The organism is Pseudarthrobacter phenanthrenivorans, from assembly GCF_036455295.1.
In the GTDB taxonomy this organism is placed as follows: Bacteria; Actinomycetota; Actinomycetes; order Actinomycetales; family Micrococcaceae; genus Arthrobacter; species Arthrobacter phenanthrenivorans_C.
Map to the genome: position 1 here is coordinate 106,633 of NZ_JAYXNX010000009.1, position 23,317 is coordinate 129,949.

Genomic DNA, 23,317 nt, shown 5'->3' on the forward strand with positions numbered 1-23,317 from the left:
GCCTGAAAGGATCAATGATGATTGACAAGGTTGTTGCCACCGCTGACGAAGCTGTGGCCGACATTCCCGACGGCGCTTCACTGGCCGTGGGCGGATTTGGCCTCTGCGGCATCCCCGTGGCCCTGATTGACGCCCTGCACCGGGCGGGCACCACGAACCTGGAAACGGTCAGCAACAACTGCGGCGTGGACGACTGGGGACTCGGCATCCTGCTCCGCGACGGACGCATCCGGCGGACCATCAGCTCCTACGTGGGCGAAAACAAGGAGTTCGCACGCCAGTACCTCGCCGGTGAGCTCGAGGTGGTGCTCACACCGCAGGGCACGCTGGCGGAGAAGCTGCGCGCCGGGGGCGCCGGCATCCCCGCGTTCTACACCAAGGCCGGGGTTGGAACGCAGGTGTCCGACGGCGGCCTGCCGCAGAAGTACGACGCCAACGGTGGCATCGCGGTTGCCTCGGCACCGAAGGAGGTGCGCCCGTTCGGCGGAGTGGACTACGTCCTGGAAGAGTCCCTTACCCCGGACTTCGGGCTGGTGCACGCCTGGAAGGGCGACCGGCACGGCAACCTGGTCTTCCATGCCACGGCCATGAACTTTAATCCCTTGTGCGCCATGGCGGGCAGGATCACCATCGCCGAGGTCGAGGAACTGGTGGAACCGGGCGAACTGGACCCCGAACACATCCACACCCCCGGAATCTTCGTCCAGCGCGTGGTGCTGGCGCAGAACGGCGAGAAGCGGATCGAAAAGCGGACGGTCGCACTCAACCAGGCAGGAGCATGACCATGGACCCCAACAGCCCCGAAGCGCCCCGCCCGGAAGCCGTTCGCCCGGAATACCGCCGGGCAGGCTCCCAGCAGCACGCGGGAAAGGGTGACTCCACGTCCGCAGCCGAAACGAAAGGCTGGACCCGCAATGAACTGGCCGCCCGGGTGGCAAGGGAGCTTCACAACGGCCAGTACGTCAACCTGGGAATCGGCATGCCCACCCTGATCCCCAACTACATCCCGGAGGGGGTGGAAGTGGTGCTGCACTCCGAGAACGGCATCCTCGGCGTCGGACCCTACCCCGCCGAAGACGCCCTGGACCCGGACCTTATCAACGCCGGCAAGGAAACCGTGACCGTCAACAGGGGTGCGGCGTTCTTCGACTCGGCCACCTCCTTCGGCATGATCCGCGGCGGCCACGTGGACGTGGCGGTCCTGGGCGCGATGGAGGTAGCGGCGAACGGCGACCTGGCCAACTGGATGATTCCCGGAAAGATGGTCAAGGGCATGGGCGGTGCCATGGATTTGGTGTTCGGAGCCAAACGGGTGATCGTGATGATGGAGCACGTCGACCGCAACGGCAACCCCAAAATCGTCCAGCAATGCTCGCTTCCGCTGACAGGCAAAGGCTGCGTGGACCGGATCATTACGGACCTCGCCGTGATCGACGTCGTCAAGGACGGGGGCCCGTCCAGGCTGGTCCTGCGCGAACTGGCCCCCAACGTTTCTGTAGAGGATGTGGTGGCCGCCACCGGCGCCGAGCTTTTCGAGGAAGACCAGGAACTGACGGTATGACGGGCACGGATTCCCAAGGCGCCGGCGCAGGCGTGGGCCATGACGACGGCGGCATGCCGGTCATCGAGCAGCGCGGACTCTACTTCGATGAGTTGGAGGAAGGGGTGGTGTACGCCCACCGCCCGGGCCGCACAGTGACCGAAACGGACAACGTGCTGTTCTCCACGCTCACCATGAACAGTCAAGCGTTGCACCTGGACGCGGCATGGAGCGCGGGCCAGCCCTTCGGCCAGCGGCTGATGAACTCCATGTTCACCCTTGCCACCATGGTGGGCCAGTCGGTCACCCAGCTGACCCAGGGGACCATCATTGCCCAGCTGGGCCTGACGGACGTGTCCTTTCCCCACCCGCTTTACCACGGGGACACGCTTTACACGCAGACCGTCATCACCGGCAAGCGGCTGTCCGCCTCGCGCCCCGGGCAGGGCATCGCCACCATGACGCACACGGGACGGAACCAGGACGGAACGGTGGTGGCCCTTGCCACCCGCAGCTGCCTGATGTGGACCCGGGAGGCGCATGTGAAGGGGCAGGGCGCCGGACAGGAGACAATGCCGGTATGACTTTTGTGATGGGCCCCGCCCTGCTTTTCTGCCCCGCCGACCGTCCGGAGCGCTACCAGAAAGCCGCCGCCCGGGCGGACGCCGTCATCCTGGACCTTGAGGACGCGGTGGCGCCGGCGGACAAGCAGCGCGCCCGCGGGGCGATCCTGGCCCAGCTGGGGACAACCGGGGTGGAACCGGAACTCGAGCCAAGCTGCACCATTGTCAGGGTCAACCCGGCAGGCACCGAGGAATTCGAAAAGGACCTGCACTGCCTGTCCCACACCCCCTACCGCACCGTGATGCTCGCCAAGGCGGAAAGCGCCGAACAACTCAAGGCGCTGGAGGGCTACCAGGTGATTGCCTTGTGCGAAACCGCCCTCGGCGTCCTGAACGCCCCGGCCATCGCCGCCGCACCGAACGTCGTGGGCCTGATGTGGGGGGCTGAGGACCTGCTGGCATCGCTGGGCGGGACCTCCAGCCGAAAGGACGACGGCGGCTACCGGGCAGTAGCGCTGCACGCGCGGTCAGCGGTTCTCCTGGCAGCGCGGGCGCACGGCAAGGAAGCAGTGGACGCCGTGTACACCAACATCCCGGACCTCGACGGGCTGGCTGCTGAAGCGGCGGACGCCGTGGCTACCGGCTTCAGCTCCAAGGCCTGCATCCACCCCAGCCAGGCGGGGGTGGTACGCCAGGCCTATGCCCCCAGCGAAGAGGAAGTGGCCGCAGCCACCGCACTGCTGGACGCTGCTGCGTCGGCGGGCTCCGGGGTCTTCAAGTACCAGGGCAAAATGATCGACGGCCCCATCCTCAAGCACGCCCAGGAGATCGTCCGGCGCGCCGCCGTGGAGGCATAACTACCGTTGCCGTCCCTCCGGCCGCCGGAGGGACGTGGCCGGGATCGGCTCATACAGCAGCGTCCGCACCCAGCGGTTCCCTGTTTCCCGGAACTCCTTGCGGCTGGCGAAGCGGTAATGGAAACTGCGCACGCGCACCCAGCGTGGCGCGGCGCCGTCGAACGGGTCCTTCCGCAGCAGCCGCAGCATCTGCCGGTCGGCCGCCAGCAGCTTGCCGAGGAAGGCGTAGAACCATTCCTCGTGCACGGTCCGCAGCGGCAGGAACCACATCAGCCAGTCCAGCCGCAGGTGGTACGGGGCCCACTGCCGCGGAATCCGGCGCACGTCCCCCGGCTTGCCCTTGAAGCCGTACTCGCGCCAGTCCGAACTGTCATCGGGGTCCTCGTCCAGCGTGCCCTCCACCACGATCTCGATGCGCTGCCTGGTCACCGTACCGAACGCACCGTAGGCGTTGACCAGCTGCCACCGGTTGAAGCTGGCGTTCATCAGCTGCCGGCGGGAGAAGAGGTTCCGCAGCGGCCAGTAGCTCAGCACCAGCAACAGGATCGACGCCGCCAGGGTCACGGCCAGCCACCACAGCGGGGTTTCCGGCCGCGTGCCTGCGGCGGCATTCCAGTCCGCCGGGATTGCGGGGATCACGGCGTGCGCCACGGGGTCGCTGACCGCGGCGAACGCCAGCACGATAGCCATCCAGTTCAGCCAGGCGAAGTTGCCGCTGGCCACGAGCCACAGCTGGGTGAGCACCACGATTCCCGCCGCAACACCAGCCACGGGCTGCGGAGCAAACAGCAGGAACGGCACCACCAGCTGGGCGATGTGGTTTCCCACTACCTCGATCCGGTGCAGCGGCTTGGGCAGGAGGTGGGCCTGCCGGCTCAACGGCCCGGGCATGGGCTGTGTTTCGTGGTGGTAGTACAAGGCGGTCAGGTCGCGCCATTCCCTGCCGCCGCGGATCTTGATCATTCCCGCGCCGAATTCCAGCCGGAACACCAGCCACACGATCAGGACCAGGACGGTCCGGGGCGGCTCCGTCTGGTTGGAGCCCAGGAAGCCCACGGTGAAGCCCGCCTCCAGGAGCAGCATTTCCCAGCCGAACCCGTAGAAGGTCTGGCCCACGTTCACGATGGACATGTACAGCAGCCACAAGGACAGGAACGCGATCAGCGGCACCCAGGGTGGACCCAGCTGCGGAACACCGGCCACGAGCAGCGCCGATACCACCAGGCCAAGCGCGCAGACTGCACGCAGCAGGCCATCCGAATACCGCCAGCGGAACAGCGTGGGCCGGCGCCAGCGGGTGAATGCACCAAGGAATTCCGGCACGGGGAGCAGGCCACGCTCGCCAAGCAGGGCGGGAAACTGGTTCAGTGTGGACAGGAACGCGACGAAATACAGTGCCGCCACGCCCCGCTGCAGCACCTGCCGGGCGAATTGGTACTCCGGCGCATCGAACCACGTGAGCCAGTCCACGCGTTCCACGTTACGCCCGGCCACACGGCGGTCAAGGGTCCAACAGCAGGTCAGGACCGGGTAGGCGCGACGACGGCCCTGACCGGCCGGGGGCACGGTGGCCCTGAAGGGTGCGGGATACTTAACCAATGCAGCCACGCAGAATCGTCATCCTCGGATCCACCGGTTCCATCGGCACCCAGGCGATTGACGTCGTCGACGGCGCCCCGCACCTGTTCGAGGTGGTGGCACTTAGCGCCGGCGGCGGCAACCTCGAACTCCTGGCCCGGCAGGCTGTCCACACGCGTGCCGCAGCCGTGGGGATCGCCGCGGGGGACCCCGGCCGGCTGGCGGCGTTGATCGACGACGCAGCTGCCGCAGCGGGCCGCCCCGGCTACCGCCCGGAAATCATGGCAGGCCCGGACGCCTCTGCCCGCATCGCCGCGATTGACGCGGACGTGGTACTCAACGGAATCACGGGCTCCATCGGCCTGGCCCCCACGCTCGCGGCCCTCAAATCCGGTGCCACGCTGGCGCTGGCCAACAAGGAGTCCCTGATCGTGGGCGGCAGCCTGGTGAAGGCTGCTGCCAGGGAAGGCCAGATAGTGCCGGTGGACTCGGAGCACTCCGCCATCGCACAGTGCCTCCGCTCCGGTACGGCCGCTGAGGTGGACAAGCTCATCCTCACCGCTTCGGGCGGTCCCTTCCGGGGGAGGACCAAGGACGAACTGCACGGTGTCACGCCCCGGGAAGCCCTGGCGCACCCCACGTGGGACATGGGCGTGATGGTCACCACCAACTCGGCCACGCTGGTGAACAAGGGCCTGGAAGTCATCGAGGCGCACCTGCTGTTCGACATCCCCCTGGACCGGATCGACGTCGTGGTGCATCCGCAGTCCATCGTGCATTCGATGGTCCAGTTTGTCGACGGCTCCACCATCGCACAGGCGTCCCCGCCGGACATGCGGCTGCCAATCGCCTTGGGCCTCGGCTGGCCTGCCCGCGTGCCCAAGGCCGCAAGCCCGTGTGACTGGACGCAGGCGGCCGCCTGGACCTTCGAACCGCTGGACACGAAAGCTTTCCCGGCCGTCGGGCTGGCGAAGGACGCGGCTGGGAGGGGAAGCACCTTCCCTGCGGTGTTCAATGCGGCCAACGAGGAAGCGGTCATGGCGTTCCATGCCGGCCGCATCCGGTTCACGGACATCGTGGATACGGTGGACAGTGTGCTCAGCGAACACTCAGGTTCCTCCGGGCTGACAGTGGAATCGGTGCTGGATGCTGAGAGTTGGGCACGCGCCCGGGCCCACGAACGTTTAGCAGTCAGCAGTCTCTAGGAAGCAGCAGCACCTCCATGACCCCTGTCCTACTTTTTATCCTCGGCGTCGTCTTCGTGGCGCTTGGCATTGCCGTGTCCATTGCACTCCACGAGGTGGGGCACCTTGTCCCCGCCAAGCTCTTCAAGGTCCGCGTTACCAAGTACATGATCGGCTTCGGCCCTACGCTGTGGTCCCGCCGTAAGGGCGAAACCGAGTACGGAGTGAAGGCCGTGCCGCTGGGCGGCTACGTTTCCATGATCGGGATGTACCCGCCCAACAAGGAGGACGGCACGGTCCGGCCCTCGAGCACCGGCATGTTCCAGACGCTGGCCACCGAGGCCCGTTCCATGGCCCATGAGGAAGTGGGGCCCGGCGACGGGAACCGGGTCTTTTACCGCCTGCCCGTTTGGAAAAAGATTGTTGTGATGCTGGGCGGCCCGGCCATGAACATGATCCTCGGGCTGCTGTTCACCGCCGTGCTGCTGATGGGCTTCGGCGTTCCCACACCCACCACCACCATTTCCGATGTCTCCAAATGCCAAGTGGCCGCGGGACAAACCGTTGACCCCAACTCTCCTGATTGCCAGTTGACCCCGGCGGCAGCGGCCGGGCTGAAGCCCAACGACACCATCACCTCCTTCGACGGCAAAACTGTCACCAGTTGGGATCAGCTGACCGAGTGGATCCGGGCTTCGGCCGGCAAGGAAGTGGCCATCACCGTCCAGCGCGACGGCAACCCGGTGTCCACCACGGTTACCCCCGTCCTGTCCGCCCGGCCCGTGATGGGGCCCGACGGGCGGCAGGCCACCGATGCTGCCGGCAAGCTCCAGTACCAGGACGTAGGCTTCCTCGGCATCGGTGCGCAGACCGCTCTGGTGCCGCAGCCGGCGTCGTCCGTCCTGCCCATGGCGGGGGAGAACATCCGCCAGGTGGCAGGCGTTGTCTTCAACCTGCCCGCCCGGGTGGTGGGGGTGGCCAAGGCTGCCTTCAGCGAGGAGCCACGGGATCCCAATGGACCCATCAGCGTAGTGGGCGTCGGCCGGGTTGCCGGCGAAGTGGCAGCAATGGAGGCCGTGCCCCTGCAGTCGCGGGTGGCAACGCTCGTAGGCTTGCTGGCCGGCCTGAACTTCGCGCTTGCCGTATTCAACCTGATCCCGCTGCTCCCGCTTGACGGCGGCCACGTTGCCGGGGCCCTGTACGAGGGCGTCCGGCGTTGGGTGGCAAAGCTGCGCGGACGGCCGGACCCGGGAGCCTTCGACATCGCCAAGATGCTTCCCGTCACCTATGTTGTCGCAGCCCTGCTCATGGGCATGAGCGCGCTCCTGATCTACGCGGACATCGTCAAGCCGGTCAATATCTTCTGACGGTGATCTTCTGGCGGCTCCCTGGCTTCCTGTATGCCGGAAAGCCAATACCGGTAGATATCCTGATATCAGCCAGATCTGATTGATTTTGGAGTATCAACCATCTATGGTTGATACATGTTCGTTCTCACCATTGACCAGCGCGGAAGCACCGGGGGCCCTGACTTGGTCCCCTCCTTCCTCGCTGAGCTTGCGCGGCTGGATCCTCCGCTGACCGGACACCCGGTCTTCGAACGTTCCGTGGGGGATGAAGTCCAGGGGATAGTCCGGGACCCTTCAACCGTGGTGGAGATAGCCCTCCACGCACTTCGCAGCGGGCGCTGGTACGTGGGAATCGGGGTCGGGACGGCCTGGGTGCCTCCCGGAGCAAGCCCGCGGGAAGGGACCGGAACGGCTTTTGTTGCCGCCAGGAAGGCGGTTGAGCTGGCGAAGGCGGCAGGGACGCAGGTGCCAGTGTCGGTGGTGCCCGGCATCATGGCAGTGGAGGGCGGGGGAGACCCTGCCGGGGAGGGGGTCCAGGCGTGCGCCAATGCGGAGGCGGTGCTCCGGCTGTTGGGCCGGATCGTCCAGGACCGCAGCGAGGCCCAGTGGCGGGTGGCGGATGCCCTGCGGCGCCTGGACCCGGGTGGCAGGGGGCCGGGGCGGCATGGAAGCCAGAAACAGGTGGCACGTGAACTTGGCATCTCGGAACAGTCGGTGAGCCGTACCGTGCTTCGGTCCGGATGGCAGGAAGAATGGGCAGCCAGGCCCGCTGCCGCCATGCTTCTTGGACTTGCCGACTCGCGCCTTGGGGGCGACGCGGACGATCCGCGGCGCCGGGATACGGCGGCCGCCACAGGCGGCCATGCCACGGGCGATAACAGGGCTGCTGGCCATGTCCGCTCTCCGCAGGAGCCGGACTATCGGAACGAAGGAGACGTGTGACCGCAGTATGGGTGGCAGTGGCCCTGGTTATCGCCGGTTTCGCCGGCTGGCCCGTTACCGCGCTCGTGTTCAGGCTCGCCCGGACCATCGACGACAGGGCGGACGCTGCCAAAGCGCTGGAGGAAGCGCAGAGGGCGGAGCAGGATCCGTCCGCGGACGTCACCGTGGACCAGACGCTCCAGGCTGCCGCCGGCGCAGGCCGCCAGACGGTGGACGACGAGCTCACCGCCCCTCCCGGGCGGCCGGCGTCGGACGTGGCGGCCGCCGGTCCGGCGCCCACCACCCAGCGGATCCTGCGGGGAGGCGCCATCATTGGCGTACTGGAACGGCTGGGGGTCTGCCTTGCCATCATTACCGGGCAACCCGTCGCCATCGCCTACATTGTGGCCATCAAGGGGCTCGGCAGGTTCGCCGAACTGAAGGAAACCCCTGTGGCTGCAGAACGCTTCATCATCGGTACGCTCACGTCAATGCTCTGGGCCGCCGGAACCGCTGCCGCCGTCAAAGTCCTCTTCCTGCACTGATGTGATCGCTTGCTGCGTGCTCTTGCCGCAGTGCCGGCCTTCGCCACTCAATGGTCCGTTCCCACCAGGATTGCCCACCGCGTTGAAAGGATGGGTACGGTACCTGGCCGGGCATGGCGATAGGGTAGCGGTATGACAGTTTTTGCCGTTGAGTACGTTTATGCCGCCAGCTCCACCGATACCCGCAACGAGGCCCGGCCCGCGCACCGGGAATGGACCGGAGGACTGGCGCAGGACGGGGTCATCGTGGCCAGCGGCCCTTACGGTGACGGTGCCGGCGCCCTGTTGATCTTCAAGGCAGCCGACGAATCCGCCCTCAACTCGATCCTCAAGCAGGATCCCTTCGCCGCGGCCGGAGTCATTGCCGGAACCCGCATCACCGAATGGTCTCCCGTCACCGGCATGCTGGCCGGGATCGCCGCCTAGCCGCCTTTTACCCTTTCAACTCAAGGAGTCCACGTGACCTCGGTCAGCCTGGGAATGCCGTCAGCACCACCGCCCGTCCTTGCTCCGCGCCGCAAGACGCGCCAGATCAAAGTGGGCTCGGTAGGCGTAGGATCCGACTACCCCATCAGCGTGCAGTCCATGACCACCACGCCCACCACGGACATCAATGCCACCCTCCAGCAGATTGCAGAACTGACGGCATCCGGCTGCGACATCGTTCGCGTTGCCTGCCCGTCGGCTGACGACGCGGAGGCGCTGCCCATCATCGCCCGGAAGTCCCAGATCCCGGTCATCGCGGATATCCACTTCCAGCCCAAGTACGTCTTCGCCGCCATCGAGGCCGGTTGTGCCGCAGTGCGCGTGAACCCTGGAAACATCCGCAAGTTCGACGACCAGGTCAAGGAGATCGCCGCCGCGGCGAAAGACCACGGTACGTCCATCCGCATCGGCGTGAACGCCGGTTCCCTGGAACCCGGCATCCTCAAAAAGTACGGTAAGGCCACGCCCGAGGCACTGGTGGAATCGGCAGTCTGGGAAGCGTCCCTCTTCGAAGAGCACGGCTTCCACGACTTCAAGATCTCGGTGAAGCACAACGACCCCGTGATCATGGTGGCCGCCTACGAAATGCTCGCGGAAAAGGGCGACTGGCCCCTGCACCTGGGCGTTACCGAAGCCGGCCCCGCGTTCCAGGGCACCATCAAGTCGGCCACCGCCTTCGGCGCCCTCCTCTCGCGCGGCATCGGGGACACCATCCGGGTATCGCTGTCCGCACCGCCGGTGGAGGAAATCAAGGTGGGCAACCAGATCCTCCAGTCGCTGAACCTGCGGCCGCGCAAGCTCGAAATCGTGTCCTGTCCTTCCTGCGGCCGTGCCCAGGTGGACGTGTACACTCTGGCAGAACAGGTCACTGCCGGGCTGGAAGGGATGGAGATCCCGCTGCGCGTGGCGGTCATGGGTTGCGTTGTCAACGGCCCGGGCGAAGCACGCGAGGCCGACCTTGGCGTTGCCTCGGGCAATGGCAAGGGCCAGATCTTCGTTAAGGGTGAGGTCATCAAGACTGTTCCCGAGAGCGCAATTGTTGAGACACTGATCGAAGAGGCTATGCGTATCGCGGAAGAGATGGGGGAGGCCGATGGCGAAGATGCTGTCAAGGGTAGCCCCGTGGTTAGCGTCTCGTAAGGACGCTGCTGACCCTGCCGGTCTCTCCGTCCGGACGCTCGACGGCCCGGATACTCCCGCGCTGACATCGCTGGCACGCCAGGATCCGGTGGCCAACGTCTTCATCCTCGCGCACCTGCGCGCCACCGGGACGGCGGCACCCACCAGCGGCGGCGCCGGCGTCATCGGCATCTTCGAGGACGGCATCCTGACGGGCGCGTGCTGGGCCGGAGCCAACCTGGTTCCGGTCCAGCTCGACCCCGCACTCGCACCTTTGGTGGCCGAGGCCGCAAACAGCTCCGGGCGCAGGTATGCCTCCGCGTTCGGTCCGGCCGAGGCGGTGCTGGCCCTCAATGCAGAACTCACGGAGCTGGGGCACCACGCCCACGAGGTCAGGGCGGACCAGCCGCTGATGGTCATCGACGGACCGCCCCGGGTTGAGCCCCATCCCGGCCTGGGGCCCGGGAACCTCGCTGACTTTGACCGCATCCTTCCCGCCTGCGCCGCCATGTTCGAGGAAGAAGTGGGGTACTCGCCCTACCTTGGCGGCCGGGAGTTCTACAGCAGGCGGGTCGAGGGCCTCATCAGGCAGGGGCATTCCCTGGTCCACCTCAACGACTCCGGCGAGGTGGTTTTCAAGGCCGAACTGGGGGCCGTTACCGATGACGTCACCCAGGTCCAGGGCGTATGGATGAACCCTGCCTTCCGCGGCCAGGGCCTGAGCGCGGCCTACATGTCGGCAGTGGTGGAGAAAGCCCAACAGATCGCCCCGGTAACCAGCCTCTACGTCAACGGCTTCAACACCAGGGCCAGGGCCACTTACGAACGTGTTGGCTTCCGCCAGGTAGGGACGTTCGCCACAGTTCTCTTCTAACCGGCGGCTGCCGGCGGCGAACTGAAAAAATTGGGGGAAAAATGAGGAAGTCCGTGCTGGGATCTTTCGGGGCTTCTGCCCTCGTAGCCTTGGCGGTATCCGGCTGCGGGGGATCGGCAGCGCCGCAGGCAGCAGACTCCTCCACGGCAGCGCCGTCGCCCTCCGGTCGGCAGCACTGAGAGCCTCCGGTCCGCCGAGTCCCTCACCTGGCCCACGATGGCAGCCAACTCGTCACCCGTGTAGGCCTTGGCCGGCGACATCGCCACCGCGCTGGAGCAAACCAAAGCCCTACTCGCTTCCATTGATGTCAAACCTGCCGACTGCAAGGAGCTCGCCGCCCCCAGCACCGTGCCATCGGTCGACGGCGCCGCCATGGCCGTCGGCATGAGCACCGATACCGCTACCGGCGCGGTCACAGCACTGTCACTGGTGTCAGGCCTGGATCAGAGCTTCCTTACCAAAGTCTCGGACTCTTCGGCGCAGTTGGCGAAGTGTTCGTCCATGACCATGACCGCGTCGGGCATGGAAAATGCCGTCACGGTGAAAGCGCTGCCGGGAGTCAGTTCGGTTCCCGGTGCCGTTGCGTACCGCACGGACAGCGCGTTGCCGGACGGCCGCACCCAGTCCACGGGAACGGCCCAGGCCGTGCAGAAGGGCGTGGTGCTGACCTCCGTCGCATCCGGCGGCGCAAGCGAGGCGGACGCCGTCCAGCGGGCGGGTTCACTGCTGGATTCCGCTGCCACACTGGTCAAATAGGCCCGGTGAGGTACCGCTGCACATTCGGTGCCGTGAGCCGCACCACGTCCTCCGGAGCCGCGGACGCGAGCGGCTCCAGCCGGACCACGTAGCGGACCATCATCAGGCCCACCACCTGGGTTGCCACGAGGCTTCCGCGCAGCGCCACCTCTTCCGGCGTCCCGGGAACGGAAGCCATGATCCTGCTGATGACCCTCCGCGCCACCATCTCGCGCAGGAGTGCGGTTTTGGCTTTGGACCCGATCGTCCCGCGGAGGAAGGCCAGCAGGCCCGCCTGGGCGGGACTCTCCCACAGCCGGAGCACCGTGCGGACGATCAGTTCCGCACGCGTGGCTGGGTCTGTGTCCGCGACGCCGGCCAGGACCTGCTCCGGGTCGGCGGGCAATTCCACGCTGAGGGCAAAGAGTTCGTCCTTGCCCGTGAAGAAGTGGTGGATCATCCCGGGATCCACTCCTGCCGCCCGTGCGACCTGGCGCAGGCTGGTGCCCTCAAAGCCATGCTCGGCGAAGAGCATCCGGGCGGCCTCGAGGATGTCCTCTCGGGACCCCGTCGTGCCGCCCCGGCGTCCCCGGCGGGCCGTGGAGGTTCCCGGGCGGGGCGGGCCGCCGGCCGGGTCCTGCACCTTCACGCGGTCCGCCGCCGCAGGGTGAGTGCGGCCAGGATCAGGACACCCAGCGAGATGGCGGCCATGATGCCCGCGTCCTGCCACAGCCGTTCGGTCGCCTCCGCATGGGCAGCGATCTCCTGGAGGGCATCGACCGAAAAGGTCAGGGGGAGGACGTTCGATATGGCTTCCAGGACGTCGTTCATCCGGTCGCGCGCCACGAAGAGGCCGCAGAGCAGGATCTGCGGCACCACCACTACCGGCATGAACTGCACGGCCTGGAACTCTGTCCTGGCGAAGGCCGAACAGAACAGCCCCAGCGCGACACCCAGGACGGCGTTAATCACGGCTATCAGCACCACGTAGCCAGGTGCTCCCGCGATGTCCAGGCCGAAGACCCAGTAACCCACCGCCGTGGCCACCAGCGACTGCAGCGCAGCCATCAGCGAAAAGGCTATGCCGTACCCGAACAGCAGGTCCGCCTTGTGCACGGGCGTGGTGAGCAGCCGCTCCAGCGTTCCGGAGGTCCGTTCCCTCAGCATCGTGATGGAGGTGACCAGGAACATCACCACGAAAGGAAAGATGGCCAGCATCATGAGGCCCGCCCTGTCGAACGTGCGTGGCATGCCGGGCGGCAGCGTTTCGTTTTCGTAGAGGAAGTACACGGCCGTGAGCAGCAGCGCAGGAACCACCAGGATCATGGCGATGCTGCGGTGGTCGTGGCGCAGCTGGCTGAGCACCCGGCGCGCCGTGGCGAGCATCATCCGGACGTCCATCACCGCACGCTCCCGTGCTGCTTGGTCACGCCGGTATCCCGGCTCCCGGTGGATGCCTGCGCCGGCGGGCTCCCGCCGTCGTATGCTTCCTGTTCCCTGATGATGGCCAGGAAAGCCTGCTCCAGGTTGCTGCTGTGCCCCCGTTGGCTGAGTTCGGAGGGGGTGAGCTGGGACAGGAGCCGGCCTTCGCGCAGCAGCAGCAGCGTTTGGCAGCGGCTGGCCTCCTCCATGACGTGGCTGGAAACGAGGAGCGTTGTTCCGGCTTCCGCCAGGGCCCGGAATCGGTCCCAGAGGTCGGCGCGCAGGACGGGATCCAGGCCAACGGTGGGCTCGTCGAGCACCAGCAGCCGGGGGTGGGCCACCAGTGCGCAGGCCAGGGAGACCCGGTTGAGCTGGCCGCCGGACAGATCGGCGGCCTTGCGGCGCCCCAGCGGTCCAAGGCCGACGGCGGCAATTGCCTCGGCCATGTCGGCCTTGCCTTTGCGGTGCATCGCCCCGAAATAGCGCACGTTCGCTTCCACGGTGAGGTCCGGGTAGACACTGGGGGACTGGGTGACGTAACCCACCTGCCGCCGCAGGGAAGGCGTTCCGGCGGGAAGCCCCAGGACAGTGAGGGTCCCGGCGGAGATGCGCTGCGCTCCCACGATGGCCCGCATCAGGGTTGTCTTGCCGCTTCCCGATGGCCCCAGGAGCCCCGTGATCCGCCCTTGGGGGAGCGTGAAGTCCAGCGCATGGAGGACGGGCTGCCGCCCGAGCTTCACGGTGAGGGCGGCGGCCGCAATGGCCGCGTCGCCGCCGCTCCGGGTCACGGTCAAGGATGCTGAGGAATGCGACATGGCTGCCTCCGGTGCTGCCCCAGGTGTGCGGCCGGGCCGGATGTCCAGCTAATTCATCACCTGATGAATTACAAGGTAGGGCCGCTGGCCTTGGCGGGTCAACAGATTCCCGACACAAAAACCCTTGTCAAACGTGTGCACGATCACATAAGTTCGATCTAGCTGCGCTGGAAGTGGGGTGGGCGGTCTCACCAGTCCTCACCAGTACTCAGGCGATAACGGCGTTGAGCCACGCCCGGATGCGATGACCAGCCCTATTGGGGGGCCAGGGGCTTTGTATTCCCGGGCGTGGCTCTACTGTGTCCGGGCCTGCCAATACTCCTCGCCCATGGCCGCCCATGCAGTCAATGCGGCAGGTGCAGTGCCGGTAGATTAGTACCAGACGAATTCCGGCCCTGCTGACCCAGCACTTCCCCAGAAACGGATATCACCCGTGGTCCAACGACTGTCCCAGCTTTTCCTGCGCACCCTGCGCGAAGACCCCGTCGACGCCGAGGTTGCCAGCCACAAACTCCTGGTCCGTGCCGGCTACATCCGCCGCGCGGCGCCCGGAATCTACACGTGGCTGCCGCTGGGGCTGAGCGTCCTGCGCAAAGTCGAGGAAATCATCCGTGAGGAAATGGCCGCCATCGGCGCCCAGGAGGTCCACTTCCCGGCCCTGCTGCCCCGGGAGCCGTACGAAGCCACCAACCGGTGGACCGAATACGGTGAGGGCCTGTTCCGGCTCCAGGACCGCAAGGGTGCCGACTACCTGCTCGCCCCCACCCACGAGGAAATGTTCACGCTCCTGGTCAAGGACCTGTACTCCTCGTACAAAGACCTGCCGTTGAGCCTGTACCAGATCCAGAACAAGTACCGCGACGAGGCTCGTCCCCGCGCAGGCCTACTCCGCGGACGCGAGTTCATCATGAAGGATTCCTACTCCTTCGACGTGGACGACGCCGGCCTGGACGCCAGCTACGCCGCCCACCGGGCCGCCTACCTGAAGATCTTCGAACGCCTCGGGCTGGAAATCGTGCCGGTAGCAGCCACCGCGGGTGCCATGGGCGGGTCCAAGAGCGAGGAATTCCTGTTCCCCACCGAGATCGGCGAGGACACCTTTGTGCGCTCCGCCGGCGGCTACGCAGCCAACGTGGAGGCCGTCACCACTGTGGTGCCCGATGAGATCGACTTCAGCAACGCACCGGCTGCGGAAGTCCTGGACACCCCCAACACTCCCACCATTGAGACCCTGGTGGCCGCTGCGAACCAGATTGCCCCGCGGGCAAAGGCCGACGGCGGCGCCTGGACCGCGGCGGACACGCTCAAGAACGTTGTCCTCGCCGTAACGCTGCCCACCGGGGAGCGCCAACTGGTGGTCATCGGCGTTCCCGGCGACCGCGGCGTGGACCTCAAGCGCGTGGAAGCAAACATCGGGTCCTTCCTCCCGGTCGCCGGCGAGATCGGACTGGAGCAGGCGGGCGAGGAAGACCTCAAGAAGCAGCCCCTGATTGTCAAGGGCTACCTGGGGCCCGGGCTGTCCCTGGACGAACCACTGCTTGGCGCCGAGAGTGCGACCAAGCTGCTCTACCTGGTGGACCCGCGCGTTGTCCGCGGAACGGCGTGGATCACTGGCGCCAACGAGGCCGGAAAGCACGTGTTCGGCCTGGTTGCCGGCCGCGACTTCGGCTGGGACGGCGTCATCGAATGCACCGAAGTCCGTGCCGGAGATCCGTCACCGGACGGCTCCGGGCCGCTGGAGACCGCCCGCGGAATCGAGATGGGCCACATCTTCCAGCTCGGCCGCAAGTACGCCGAAGCACTGGACCTCAAGGTGCTGGACCAGAACGGCAAGCAGGTGGTGGTCACCATGGGTTCCTACGGCGTCGGAGTCACCCGTGCCGTAGCGGCGCTGGCCGAGGCCAACCACGATGACCGGGGCCTGGTCTGGCCGCGCAGCGTGGCCCCCGCCGACGTCCACGTGGTGGCCGTCGGCCGCGGGGATGAAATCTTCCAGGCAGCCGGAAAGCTCTCGGCAGAACTCGAGGAGGCCGGCCTGTCCGTCATCTACGACGACCGGCCCAAGGTCTCTCCCGGCGTGAAGTTCGGTGACGCCGAACTGCTGGGTGTTCCCACCATCCTGGCCGTCGGCCGGGGCCTGGCGGACGGCGTGGTGGAGATCAAGGACCGCCGCAGCGGTGAAGCTGAGAACATTGCCGTGGACAAGGCCGTCGACTACGTGGTCAACGCCGTCCGCAACCAGTGATCTCCGGCTTAGAGTCGATCCAGCTCACCACCGTCATCATGATCGTGGTCGCTGGATTCGCAGCCGGCTGGGTTGATGCGGTGGTGGGCGGTGGAGGCCTCATCCAGCTTCCCGCCTTGCTCCTGGTTCCCGGGATCGCCCCCGTCCAGGCGCTGGCCACCAACAAGATGGGCTCCATTTTCGGGACCGCCACCAGCGCTGCCACCTATTACCGGCGGGTCGGCCCGGACCTGAGGACGGCCGTCCCCATGGCCTTGATTGCGCTGGCCGGCAGTTTCGGGGGTGCCAGCCTGGCAGCCACCCTGCCGGCCGGGGTCTTCAAGCCCATCATCGTGGCGGCGCTGGTCGCCGTCGCGCTCTTCACCGCGCTGAAGCCCAGCGTCGGGGAGCTGACGGCACTGCGCCATGACGGGCACAAGCACTACGTTGTGGCCTGCCTCATCGGTGCGGTGATCGGCTTCTATGACGGCCTCATCGGTCCGGGAACAGGGTCCTTCCTGGTCATCGCCCTGGTGTCCGCCATGGGATACGCCTTCCTGGAAGCAAGCGCCAAGGCCAAAATCGTGAACATGGCCACCAACGCGGGCGCACTGCTGTTCTTCCTGCCGCACGGGTCCATCCTGTGGGGCATCGGCCTGCTGCTCGGCGGAGCCAACATGGCCGGGGGATACCTCGGCGCCCGCACTGCCGTGAAGCAGGGCAGCAAGTTCGTCCGCGTGGTCTTCCTGGTGGTGGTGGCGGCCCTGATCGTCAAACTCGGCTACGACGTCTGGCAGGAAAACTTTTCCTAGGCGATTCCGGAAAACCGGTCCTCGCAGCACGCGCGGGCCCGGCGTAGCATGCAGGTATGGCACACGGCGACGACGGGTTTGCCGCGGCACTCGGCGCCGCAGCCAGACATTCGCAGGCGTGGCTTGCCAGCCTCCCGCATCGTCCGGTTGGACCCAGCCGGCATGCCACCGAACTCGCCACGGTTTTTGGCGGGCCGATGCCGGAAACGGGCATGCCGGCTGCCGAGGTGATCGACTTCCTGGCCGAACAGGCGGAGCCCGGGCTCATGGCCATGCCCTCGGGCCGGTTCTTCGGCTGGGTTATCGGCGGCACCCTGCCCGCTGCCCTGGCCTCCGACTGGCTGGTCAGCGCGTGGGACCAGAACGCAGGCCTGCGCTATGCCACGCCTGCCACTGCTGCCATTGAGGAAGCCGCCGGACACTGGCTGCTCGAGTTGCTGGGCCTGCCGGCCGCTTCCGACGTTGGTTTCGTCACCGGAGCCACCATGGCGAACTTCACCGGCATGGCTGCTGCCCGCTGGCGGTTGCTGACCGACTCCGGGTGGGACCTGGACCGCGACGGCCTTGCCGGTGCGCCGCGGATCCGCTGCTTCGTTGGACGGGAACGGCACGACACGGTGGATCTCGGCCTGCGCTACCTCGGCCTCGGGACGCCGACGCTGGTCGATGCCGACCGGCAGGGGCGCCTGGTTCCGGCCGCACTGGACGCTGCCCTCGCCGCCGGCGCTGGGCCGGCCCTGGTGTGCCTCCAGGCAGGAAACCTCCACTCGGGTGCCTTCGACGCCTTCCCGGAGGCGATCGCCGTCGCCCGTAAACATGGCGCGTGGGTGCACATCGACGGTGCCTTTGGGCTGTGGGCCGCTGCCGCTCCCGAACTGCGGCACCTCATGCATGGCTATGAAGAGGCGGACTCCTGGGGCACGGACGCCCACAAGACCTTGAACGTCCCGTACGACTGCGGGATCGCCATCGTGCGGGACCCTTCGGCGCTGCGGGCTGCAATGGGCCTGCATGCCAGCTACCTGGTGCACGACGCGGAAGGCCCGGGTGATCCTTTCGAGAAGGTCCCGGAACTGTCCCGGCGGGCACGGGGTGTGCCGGTGTGGGCGGCCCTGAAGAGCCTGGGGCGCGAGGGAGTGGCAGCACAGGTGGCCGGACTGGCCGGTGCCGCAGCCGCGATCGCCGAGGGGCTGGCAGCGCTGGAGGGCGTGGAGGTGCTCAACGACGTCGGCTACACCCAGGTGTGCCTGGCGTTCGCTGATGACGACACCACCCGGGCGGTTACGGCCCGCATCATTGAGGAAGGGAAGGTGTGGATGTCCGGCTCACGGTGGCACGGCCGGGACATTCTCCGGGTCTCGGTGAGCAACTGGCATACCGCAGGGGAGGACGTGGCCGCGGCCGTGGAGGCTGTCCGCTCGGCCCTTGCCGCTGTGCGGAACTCCTGACACTTCCCGCAGCCTCCTGCCGCCGGCGCTAGCCGCCCTGTCCTGGCTCAGGCAATGAATGGGGATGCGGCAGCCCGTCCAGCGTTCTGCCGGCCAGGGTGCTGGCAACCCACAGTGACCGTGCGAGGTCGCCCTGGTGGCCTTGAGCGGCGTACGCCAGGGCGTTTTCCACTTCTCTGGCGACCCCCCACTGCCTGGCCACCTCTGGATCAAGTCCGGCCGCGGCACTGAAGTCGTGGCACCGTTCGAGCAGGGCAGAGCCGGCGCCCGAGGCCGGAAGGTCCGCGAGACGGTTCCAGAGCAGCGGGGCCACGGCGAACTCCGGCTCACCGATCAAGGGCTGGGGATCGATGGCGGCGTATCCAGCAGGCGTGGCTGCTTCGTCCGCAGACGCCGTTCCGAGGCGTGCCAGGATGTTCAGGTAATGCAGGTCTGTGTGCACCAGCAGATCGCGTGCCGACCGCCGTCCCACCGCCCCGCGCGTCTGGCACACCTCAAGGGCTGCCTCGAGCAGCCAGCGGGGAAACGGGCGGCCCAACTGCTCCCAGTCCGCCGGCAGGTCGTCGCTCCACTGCTCGGCGCGGGCGGCTATGTGGCCAAACTCCCGCCACTCGGGACGGCCGTACGGCGCCAGCCCCAGCTGCCGCACCAGTCCGCCCCATACCCGGACCGCGTCGTCCATTGGCACGTCCAGCAGCGACCAGTCGCCGTCGAGCCGTTCCAGGAGCATCGCGCACGATGCTGCGTCCGACGCGAGCAGTCCGACAGCTCCGTGGCCGCCCCAGAGTGCCAGCGCGTGCTGCTCAACCCTTGCTTCGTCGTGGGGGAATGCTATTTTGAGGGCCGCGGGGGAGTCGTCTTCCTGCCGCACCGGCACGACGAGGCCGCCGTGGCCGCTCCACGGGAGCCGGCCGGGCGCCAGGTCCACCGTGAGCTGCCACTCGTCCAGCCGGTCAGCCAGCTGGAACGGGAGGCCGTCCAGCCAGGCCCGTCCCGCGCTGTTCCGCTGGTAGCGCTCCGAGAGGGCCGGCGGGATGGGCACTGAGTGCGTGGCAGGCGGCGGCACGACAGGGTCAGACAACGCCGGAGGCGCCGAGCAGGTTGCCGATTACGAAGGTCGCAGCCAGCGCCAGGGCCCCGCCGATCACCACCCGCACCGCCGCCCGCGTTCTTGAGCCGCCGCCGATCCATGCTCCCAGGGCGCCGGTGAGCGCCAACGCCACCAGGACGGAAACGAAGGTCAGGGGGACGCGGATCGCCGGCGGGGGAAGCAGGATGGCCAGCATCGGCAGGATGGCACCGACAGTGAAGGCGATGGCCGAAGCGAAAGCCGCGTGCCAGGGGCTGACGATGTCCTCCTCGTCGATGTTGAGTTCGGCGGACAGGTGTGCGGCCAGGACGTCATGTGAGGTCAGTTCGCGGGCGACCCTGGCAGCCGTTTCAGGAGTGAGGCCCTTGGCCTGGTAGATGGCGGTCAGCTCGGCCAGTTCGGCTTCCGGGTCTTCGGCCAGTTCGCGGCGTTCCTTCTCGATCAGGGCCCGTTGGCTGTCGCTTTGGCTGCTGACCGAGACGTATTCACCCAGGGCCATCGACACTGCCCCGCCCACCACCCCGGCCACGCCGGCCGTGAGGATGGGACCCGCCTCGGCGGTGGCGCCGGCCACGCCCACCACGATAGCGGCGACCGAGACGATGCCGTCGTTGGCGCCAAGGACGCCTGCACGCAACCAGTTCAACCGGTGCGCTATGTCGTTTCCGTGCGGTTCCGTCTCAAGGTGGCTGTTCAACCCGGCCCCGGCAGAAGTGGTCTTCGGGGCCTCAGCCGGTTCATCCGCGTTCATTCCTTCAGCAAACCACCCCTGCCGGCCCGGTGCCACCCTCTGCAGGCCCTTCTTTGCCTGCGTCTTTGCATGCCCGGGTCCGGTCAGCGGGCAGTGCCCGGCGCTTGGAGCGGGCCTAGGATGCCGCGGGCGTTTTCGGGAGATCACCGGTGGGAAGTCCAGCGCCAGTGGTAGGGCCAGGAGCAGTCGAAGGGCCAGCGCCGCCGGGACGTCCCGCGTCCCCGGGAAGGACAGGCAGTTGGCTCACGTCCAGGGCAAGGCCGGGAACCGGCCCCGGGTCCACACCCCAGCGGACTGCGCGGTCCGCGGCAGCCTGGAGCGCAGAGACCGCCCACGCCCGGTCCTGGCCCTGGCTTACCGCCACCAGATCGCCGTAGGAGGTGGCGGCCGCCGCTTCCAGCCGGCCAAGGTTCACCGCCGGGGCGGCCAAAAACCCGGGATCCAGGACATACCCCGGTTGCTGTGGCACTGGCGTACCGCAAGCGAGGCGGAGCCGTTCCTCCGCCGCAGCGGCCAGTTCCTTGTGCCGGGCCAGGAATTCCGACGCCGGGCCGGCCTGGGCGGGAGCGAGCCGGGGGAGTGCTGCCTGGTAGCCGTAGACCGCCTGCTGCTCAGCGCTGACCGCGGACGCCAGGGCGTGGCGCGTATCTGCGGGCAAGCCCGCTCCGCCACCTGCGGGGGCGGTGGCGGGCCCCGCAGCCTGCCCGGACGGTGCCGGGCAGGGGACGGTTGTTGCCGGTCCGGAGGAAGCCATCTCCGAATTGGCGGCCGGCTCCGGCGCAGGAACTCCGAGGGCGGTGGCGAGGCGTCCGGCCGCGAGGAGTTGGGCGGCGCCTGTTCCCGCGAGAAGGCGCGCCACGCCGCCGTCGGCCGTTTCAGCATCCCTGACGCGGGCGGTCCCACTGGCGGCCATGGCCTGCACGAACCCGGCAGCACTTATGGGCGGGCTCGTGGAGGACGGCGATGCCGATGCCAGGGCAGTGGCAGGCGCTGACCCGGCGGCAGGGAACAGCAGGGCCCTGGCCTGGATGGTCAGCAAGGTCACAACCGGGTCCATGACGGCCGGGTCCGCCGCGCCGGTGGACGCCAGCTGCATCCCCGCTGCCCGCAGGTCGAGTGCCTCAGCCAGGGCCGCCGCCCTGGCCCGCTCGGAGAACGGCGGCTCTGCCGGCGCGGGCTTTTCCGCGGGAATCAAGGCGAAACCCAGGCTCAGGACCACCAGCGCGGTAAGGGCCACGACGGCATACCGGAACGGTCGCAGGCGCGGGCGGGTGTCCTTGAGGGGGTCTTTCACAACAGACCATGGTGTCACGGTGAGGGGGCACCCGGGTGCACCACTGGGCCGGTAAAATAGCTACGCTAGTAAACACCACATCATCTATAGGGAGGCGGCCGGCATCGTGAGCAACGCAGAAGCTACGGCTTCACCAGACCACACCGGCACGGGCAACGGAACCGCGCCGGCCCACAACCCGGAAGCTGCCAGGCTCCGCGGCCTCCTGGAACCCGCCGTCCAGGCCAACCGCCTGCACCTCGAGGACGTGGCCATCATCCCCGGCTCCCACCGGGTGGTCCACGTCGTGGTGGACCTGCCGCAGGAAGAAACGGGCGGGGTGAGCCTGGACGTCATCGCGGACATTTCCAAGGTGCTCTCCGATGTGCTGGACAACGATCCCAATGACGACGGCCGTCCCTATGACCTCGAAGTGTCCTCGCCCGGCGTCGGACGCCCCCTGACCGAACCCCGGCACTGGCACCGCGCCCGGGGCAGGATGGTCAAGGTCAACGTCATCCAGGGCGAGAACGTGACCGGCCGCATCCAGGCCGTGGACGACGGGGGAGTGACCCTCGTTCCGGAGCTCGCCGTCAAGAAGGGCATGAAGCCCCGGCAGGGCGACCCCGTAAAGCTTCCTTTCGACAGGATCCGCAACGGAAAAGTCGAGATCGAATTCAGCCACCTCCCGGAGGACGGTCTGGAACCTGAACACAATGGACCTTCTGAGGAGGCCTGATGGATATTGACATGAGCGCACTGAGACTTTTGGAGCGTGAGCGTGAAATCCCGCTGGACCTCCTGATCCCCACCATCGAGCAGGCGCTCCTGGTGGCCTACCACAAGTCGCCCGGCGCCTTCGAAAAAGCGCGTGCCGAACTGGACCGCAAGAGCGGACATGTGACCATCTGGGCGGTGGAGATCGACGACGAAGGCGCCCCCATCGGTGAGTTCGAGCACACCCCCGAAGGGTTCGGCCGCATCGCCGCCAGCACCGCCCGCCAGATCATCCTGCAGCGGCTCCGCGACGTCGAGGACGATAACGTCCTGGGCGAATTCAAGGGCCGCGAAGGTGAACTGGTCTCCGGCACCATCCAGCAGGGCAACAACCCGCACATGATCCAGGTCAACCTCGGCTCCATCGAGGCCCTGCTGCCGCCGCCCGAGCAGGTTCCCGGAGAAAAGTACGTCCACGGCAACCGCCTGCGCGCCCTGGTCATCGACGTGCACCGCGGCACCAAGGGTCCCTCCGTGACGCTGTCCCGGTCGCACCCCGGCCTGGTCCGGAAGCTCTTCGAACTCGAAGTCCCCGAAATCGCCGACCACTCAGTGGAGATCGTCGCCCTTGCCCGTGAGGCCGGACACCGCACCAAGATCGCCGTGAAAGCGAACACTCCCGGGATCAACGCCAAGGGTGCCTGCATCGGCGAGATGGGCTCCCGGGTGCGCGCGGTGATGAACGAGTTGAACGACGAAAAGATCGATATCGTCGACTTCAGCGAGAACCCGGCGACGTTCATTGCCAGCGCCCTGTCGCCCTCGCGCGTGAATTCGGTCACCATCACCGACGAAGCCACGCGCTCCGCCCGGGTTGTGGTTCCCGACTACCAGCTGTCCCTGGCCATCGGCAAGGAAGGCCAGAACGCCCGCCTCGCGGCAAAGCTGACCGGATGGCGCATCGACATCGTCTCCGACGCCGCTGCCGCCCGAGACAAATAGCGTCCCGGACAA

24 protein-coding genes are annotated in these 23,317 nt (G+C 67.3%); 17 read left to right on the forward strand and 7 right to left on the reverse strand.

The annotated features are described in order from the left end of the window. Nucleotides 1-17: 17 nt before the first annotated feature. Genes VXJ37_RS13255 through VXJ37_RS13270 form a run of 4 tightly spaced genes read left to right on the forward strand, consistent with a single transcriptional unit; the run spans nt 18 to nt 2,960 of the window. Nucleotides 18-782 carry a CoA transferase subunit A gene (locus tag VXJ37_RS13255; protein ID WP_331323593.1) on the forward strand — a complete coding sequence of 255 codons (765 nt, stop codon included), beginning with the start codon at nt 18-20 and terminating at the stop codon, nt 780-782. After that, on the forward strand, nt 779-1,561 hold the full coding sequence (locus tag VXJ37_RS13260) for a CoA transferase subunit B (RefSeq protein ID WP_440589806.1): 783 nt from the start codon (nt 779-781) through the stop codon (nt 1,559-1,561). The genes VXJ37_RS13255 and VXJ37_RS13260 overlap by 4 nt, the downstream gene beginning before the upstream one ends. 53 nt (nt 1,562-1,614) lie before the next feature. Continuing rightward, nucleotides 1,615-2,124 carry a MaoC family dehydratase gene (locus VXJ37_RS13265; protein WP_331323594.1) on the forward strand — a complete coding sequence of 170 codons (510 nt, stop codon included), beginning with the start codon at nt 1,615-1,617 and terminating at the stop codon, nt 2,122-2,124. After that, nucleotides 2,121-2,960 carry an HpcH/HpaI aldolase/citrate lyase family protein gene (locus VXJ37_RS13270; RefSeq protein ID WP_331323494.1) on the forward strand — a complete coding sequence of 280 codons (840 nt, stop codon included), beginning with the start codon at nt 2,121-2,123 and terminating at the stop codon, nt 2,958-2,960. The genes VXJ37_RS13265 and VXJ37_RS13270 overlap by 4 nt, the downstream gene beginning before the upstream one ends. On the opposite strand, the gene VXJ37_RS13275 is transcribed toward VXJ37_RS13270, so the two are convergent. Then, entirely contained in the window at nt 2,961-4,430 is a 1,470-nt protein-coding gene (locus VXJ37_RS13275; protein ID WP_331323596.1) for a lipase maturation factor family protein, read from the reverse strand. Between the two features lie 128 nt (nt 4,431-4,558). Here VXJ37_RS13275 and dxr point away from each other — a divergent pair, with 128 nt between their 5' ends. The 8 genes from dxr (at nt 4,559) to VXJ37_RS13315 (ending at nt 11,772) form a co-directional block, all read left to right on the forward strand. Further along, the gene (gene dxr, locus VXJ37_RS13280) at nt 4,559-5,743 is read left to right on the forward strand and encodes a 1-deoxy-D-xylulose-5-phosphate reductoisomerase (protein WP_331323495.1); all 1,185 of its coding nucleotides are present in this window, start codon (nt 4,559-4,561) and stop codon (nt 5,741-5,743) included. A gap of 17 nt (nt 5,744-5,760) precedes the next feature. Then, nucleotides 5,761-7,089: a M50 family metallopeptidase gene (locus VXJ37_RS13285; RefSeq protein ID WP_331323497.1), complete on the forward strand. Its 1,329-nt coding sequence runs from the start codon at nt 5,761-5,763 to the stop codon at nt 7,087-7,089. Between the two features lie 117 nt (nt 7,090-7,206). Continuing rightward, a complete protein-coding gene (locus tag VXJ37_RS13290; protein ID WP_331323498.1) occupies nt 7,207-8,013 on the forward strand; it encodes a MarR family transcriptional regulator in 807 nt (268 codons plus the stop codon). Continuing rightward, entirely contained in the window at nt 8,010-8,537 is a 528-nt protein-coding gene (locus VXJ37_RS13295) for a hypothetical protein (protein WP_331323499.1), read from the forward strand. The genes VXJ37_RS13290 and VXJ37_RS13295 overlap by 4 nt, the downstream gene beginning before the upstream one ends. Before the next feature lie 132 nt (nt 8,538-8,669). After that, nucleotides 8,670-8,963, forward strand: coding sequence for a YciI family protein (locus VXJ37_RS13300; RefSeq protein ID WP_331323500.1), 294 nt, complete (start codon nt 8,670-8,672; stop codon nt 8,961-8,963). Between the two features lie 33 nt (nt 8,964-8,996). Next, nucleotides 8,997-10,163 carry a flavodoxin-dependent (E)-4-hydroxy-3-methylbut-2-enyl-diphosphate synthase gene (ispG, locus tag VXJ37_RS13305; RefSeq protein WP_043452822.1) on the forward strand — a complete coding sequence of 389 codons (1,167 nt, stop codon included), beginning with the start codon at nt 8,997-8,999 and terminating at the stop codon, nt 10,161-10,163. Then, entirely contained in the window at nt 10,126-11,016 is an 891-nt protein-coding gene (locus VXJ37_RS13310; protein WP_331323598.1) for a GNAT family N-acetyltransferase, read from the forward strand. Before ispG ends, VXJ37_RS13310 begins: the two co-directional genes overlap by 38 nt. 246 nt (nt 11,017-11,262) lie before the next feature. After that, complete coding sequence (locus VXJ37_RS13315) at nt 11,263-11,772, forward strand: hypothetical protein (protein ID WP_331323501.1); 510 nt, start codon at nt 11,263-11,265, stop codon at nt 11,770-11,772. Here the strand turns inward: VXJ37_RS13315 and VXJ37_RS13320 are convergent. Genes VXJ37_RS13320 through VXJ37_RS13330 form a run of 3 tightly spaced genes read right to left on the reverse strand, consistent with a single transcriptional unit; the run spans nt 11,765 to nt 13,988 of the window. Beyond that, on the reverse strand, nt 11,765-12,400 hold the full coding sequence (locus tag VXJ37_RS13320) for a TetR/AcrR family transcriptional regulator (RefSeq protein ID WP_331323502.1): 636 nt from the start codon (nt 12,398-12,400) through the stop codon (nt 11,765-11,767). The two genes, VXJ37_RS13315 and VXJ37_RS13320, sit on opposite strands and share 8 nt — an antisense overlap. After that, nucleotides 12,397-13,152 carry an ABC transporter permease gene (locus VXJ37_RS13325; protein ID WP_440589807.1) on the reverse strand — a complete coding sequence of 252 codons (756 nt, stop codon included), beginning with the start codon at nt 13,150-13,152 and terminating at the stop codon, nt 12,397-12,399. Before VXJ37_RS13325 ends, VXJ37_RS13320 begins: the two co-directional genes overlap by 4 nt. After that, entirely contained in the window at nt 13,152-13,988 is an 837-nt protein-coding gene (locus tag VXJ37_RS13330) for an ABC transporter ATP-binding protein (protein WP_331323503.1), read from the reverse strand. The genes VXJ37_RS13325 and VXJ37_RS13330 overlap by 1 nt, the downstream gene beginning before the upstream one ends. A 433-nt stretch (nt 13,989-14,421) precedes the next feature. Between VXJ37_RS13330 and VXJ37_RS13335 the strand changes: the two genes are divergently transcribed. The 3 genes from VXJ37_RS13335 to VXJ37_RS13345 are packed head-to-tail and all read left to right on the forward strand — an operon-like array spanning nt 14,422 to nt 18,472. Then, nucleotides 14,422-16,233 (forward strand): proline--tRNA ligase, encoded by a 1,812-nt coding sequence (locus VXJ37_RS13335; protein WP_331323504.1) that lies wholly within the window; start codon nt 14,422-14,424, stop codon nt 16,231-16,233. Then, nucleotides 16,230-17,024, forward strand: coding sequence for a sulfite exporter TauE/SafE family protein (locus VXJ37_RS13340; protein ID WP_331323505.1), 795 nt, complete (start codon nt 16,230-16,232; stop codon nt 17,022-17,024). Before VXJ37_RS13335 ends, VXJ37_RS13340 begins: the two co-directional genes overlap by 4 nt. Before the next feature lie 56 nt (nt 17,025-17,080). Then, a complete protein-coding gene (locus VXJ37_RS13345) occupies nt 17,081-18,472 on the forward strand; it encodes a pyridoxal phosphate-dependent decarboxylase family protein (RefSeq protein ID WP_331323506.1) in 1,392 nt (463 codons plus the stop codon). Between the two features lie 28 nt (nt 18,473-18,500). Here the strand turns inward: VXJ37_RS13345 and VXJ37_RS13350 are convergent, their stop codons facing one another. The 3 genes from VXJ37_RS13350 to VXJ37_RS13360 form a co-directional block, all read right to left on the reverse strand. After that, entirely contained in the window at nt 18,501-19,553 is a 1,053-nt protein-coding gene (locus VXJ37_RS13350; RefSeq protein ID WP_440589808.1) for an aminoglycoside phosphotransferase family protein, read from the reverse strand. Then, nucleotides 19,546-20,313 (reverse strand): VIT1/CCC1 transporter family protein, encoded by a 768-nt coding sequence (locus VXJ37_RS13355; RefSeq protein ID WP_331323507.1) that lies wholly within the window; start codon nt 20,311-20,313, stop codon nt 19,546-19,548. The genes VXJ37_RS13350 and VXJ37_RS13355 overlap by 8 nt, the downstream gene beginning before the upstream one ends. Nucleotides 20,314-20,428: 115 nt before the next feature. Then, the gene (locus tag VXJ37_RS13360; RefSeq protein WP_331323508.1) at nt 20,429-21,607 is read right to left on the reverse strand and encodes a DUF4439 domain-containing protein; all 1,179 of its coding nucleotides are present in this window, start codon (nt 21,605-21,607) and stop codon (nt 20,429-20,431) included. 106 nt (nt 21,608-21,713) lie between these two features. On the opposite strand from VXJ37_RS13360, the gene rimP reads away from it, so the two are divergent. Both rimP and nusA read left to right on the forward strand, forming a co-directional pair. Continuing rightward, nucleotides 21,714-22,325 (forward strand): ribosome maturation factor RimP, encoded by a 612-nt coding sequence (rimP, locus tag VXJ37_RS13365; protein ID WP_331323509.1) that lies wholly within the window; start codon nt 21,714-21,716, stop codon nt 22,323-22,325. After that, the gene (nusA, locus tag VXJ37_RS13370; RefSeq protein WP_331323510.1) at nt 22,325-23,305 is read left to right on the forward strand and encodes a transcription termination factor NusA; all 981 of its coding nucleotides are present in this window, start codon (nt 22,325-22,327) and stop codon (nt 23,303-23,305) included. The genes rimP and nusA overlap by 1 nt, the downstream gene beginning before the upstream one ends. Nucleotides 23,306-23,317: the final 12 nt, after the last annotated feature.

Coding starts and splice junctions, on each gene's coding strand:
- VXJ37_RS13255 (WP_331323593.1), top strand. CDS start 18: ATGATTGACAAGGTTGTTGCCACCGCTGACGAAGCTGTGGCCGACATT.
- VXJ37_RS13260 (WP_440589806.1), top strand. CDS start 779: ATGACCATGGACCCCAACAGCCCCGAAGCGCCCCGCCCGGAAGCCGTT.
- VXJ37_RS13265 (WP_331323594.1), top strand. CDS start 1,615: ATGCCGGTCATCGAGCAGCGCGGACTCTACTTCGATGAGTTGGAGGAA.
- VXJ37_RS13270 (WP_331323494.1), top strand. CDS start 2,121: ATGACTTTTGTGATGGGCCCCGCCCTGCTTTTCTGCCCCGCCGACCGT.
- dxr (WP_331323495.1), top strand. CDS start 4,559: ATGCAGCCACGCAGAATCGTCATCCTCGGATCCACCGGTTCCATCGGC.
- VXJ37_RS13285 (WP_331323497.1), top strand. CDS start 5,761: ATGACCCCTGTCCTACTTTTTATCCTCGGCGTCGTCTTCGTGGCGCTT.
- VXJ37_RS13290 (WP_331323498.1), top strand. CDS start 7,207: ATGTTCGTTCTCACCATTGACCAGCGCGGAAGCACCGGGGGCCCTGAC.
- VXJ37_RS13300 (WP_331323500.1), top strand. CDS start 8,670: ATGACAGTTTTTGCCGTTGAGTACGTTTATGCCGCCAGCTCCACCGAT.
- VXJ37_RS13310 (WP_331323598.1), top strand. CDS start 10,126: ATGCTGTCAAGGGTAGCCCCGTGGTTAGCGTCTCGTAAGGACGCTGCT.
- VXJ37_RS13325 (WP_440589807.1), bottom strand. CDS start 13,152: ATGGACGTCCGGATGATGCTCGCCACGGCGCGCCGGGTGCTCAGCCAG.
- VXJ37_RS13330 (WP_331323503.1), bottom strand. CDS start 13,988: ATGTCGCATTCCTCAGCATCCTTGACCGTGACCCGGAGCGGCGGCGAC.
- VXJ37_RS13345 (WP_331323506.1), top strand. CDS start 17,081: ATGGCACACGGCGACGACGGGTTTGCCGCGGCACTCGGCGCCGCAGCC.
- VXJ37_RS13355 (WP_331323507.1), bottom strand. CDS start 20,313: ATGAACGCGGATGAACCGGCTGAGGCCCCGAAGACCACTTCTGCCGGG.
- nusA (WP_331323510.1), top strand. CDS start 22,325: ATGGATATTGACATGAGCGCACTGAGACTTTTGGAGCGTGAGCGTGAA.